Genomic DNA, 1,872 nt, shown 5'->3' on the forward strand with positions numbered 1-1,872 from the left:
CACACGCTCGTCCACCACCTCCGGCAGATCGACCAGACCACCCCAACGCTCCGGATGCTCCAGCCCCACCACCCGGCCCAGACCCCACACCTGCGCCTGCACCGCACTCACCAGACGGTCCGAACGGCCCGTCGACACCGCACCCCGCGTCACACACCACAGCGGAGCAGCGACACCGCAGTCGCCCAGCGCCTGCACGAGAGTTGCGGTCAGCACCGGTGCGGTCGAGACGGAGTCACCCTCGTCGAGGGCGACCAGCGACAGCACACCCGCGATCGCCGCACCGTCCGCGACGGAGTCGCGCAGCAGCTCTGCCACCGCGCCGCGATCGGCGCCGTCCAGCTCGACCCGGCGGACGTCCACGCCGCGACCGGCCAGCATCCGGACCGTACCCAGCACCGCCGCGTCCTCGGCGCACCCGGCGGGAACGGCCACCAGCCACGTACCCGCCAGCACGCCCGAAGCGGCCTCGCCGACCGGCTTCCAGCTCGCGCGGTAGCGCCAGCCGTCCACCGTGGACTGCTCACGGCTCTGCCGGCGCCACGCCGAGAGAGCCGGCAGCACCGAGCTCAACGGCTGGTCGCCGTCCAGCTCCAGGGCCGAGGACAGCGCCTCCAGGTCGCCCTTCTCCACGGCCTCCCAGAAGCGCGCATCCACCGCGTCGAGAGCGGCCACGCCCGGGGCCGGGGCTGCCAGGTTCTCCAGCCAGTACCACTGCCGCTGGAAGGCGTAGGTCGGCAGGTCCACCCGCCGGGCGCCCTGCCCCGCGAACACCGCCTGCCAGTCGACCGCCACGCCACGGACGTACGCCTGCGCCAGGGCGGCGGTCAGGGCCTCGGCTTCCGGGCGGTCCGCGCGCAGCACCGGGGCGAACACCGCCGCCTCGGTCACGCAGTCCTGACCCATCGCGGAGAGGACACCGTCCGGGCCCAACTCAACGAACGTACGGACGCCCTCACCCTCCAGGGTCTGCACGGCGTCGTGGAAGCGGACGGCCTCACGGACGTGCCGCACCCAGTACTCCGCCGAGCACAGCTCCGCCGCCGAAGCGGCCTTGCCGGTGAGGGTGGAGACGACCGGGATCCGGGGCTCGTGGAAGCTCAGGCCCTCGGCGAGGGTACGGAACTCCGCCAGCATCGGCTCCATCAACGGCGAGTGGAACGCGTGGCTCACCGTCAGCCGCTTCGTCTTGCGACCCTCGGCCGCCAGTCGCTCCGCGACCTCCAGAACGGCCGACTCGGCACCCGAGATCACCACCGACGAAGGCCCGTTGACCGCCGCGACACCGACCTCGGCGCTCAGCAGCGGCAGGACCTCCTCCTCGGACGCCTGCACCGCCACCATCGCACCACCGGCGGGCAGCGCCTGCATCAGCCGGCCACGCGCCGCGACCAGAGCCGCAGCATCAGCCAGGGAGAGAACCCCCGCGACGTGCGCGGCAGCCAGCTCACCGATCGAGTGACCCGCCAGGAAGTCCGGCCGAACACCCCACGACTCCACCAGACGGAACAGCGCCACCTCAACCGCGAACAGCGCAGGCTGCGTGTACTCGGTCCGGTCCAGCAGACCGTCCTCACCCGCGAACATCACCTCGCGCAGCGGACGGTCGAGATGCTGGTCCAGGTGCGCGAACACCTCGTCCAGCGCAGCCGCGAACACCGGGAACGCCTCGTACAGCTCGGCGCCCATCCCGGCCCGCTGACTGCCCTGACCCGTGAACAGGAACGCCGTCCGGCCCCCGGCCACCGAGCCACGGACCACGTCCGCCGCCGGCTCACCGGCAGCCAGCGCACCAAGCCCCCGCAGGAACTCCTCACGCCCACCCGCCACGACGACCGCGCGGTGCTCCAGCCCCGCCCGACCCGTCGCCAA

1 protein-coding gene is annotated in these 1,872 nt (G+C 72.9%); it reads right to left on the reverse strand.

Going from position 1 to position 1,872, the window contains the following annotated elements; all coding sequences use genetic code 11:
* Nucleotides 1-1,872 (reverse strand): acyltransferase domain-containing protein (locus UK12_RS32425; RefSeq protein WP_045306792.1); only part of this gene is annotated, 1,872 nt, incomplete at both ends.

The sequence above is a fragment of the Saccharothrix sp. ST-888 genome, from assembly GCF_000955975.1.
GTDB lineage: Bacteria > Actinomycetota > Actinomycetes > Streptomycetales > Streptomycetaceae > Kitasatospora.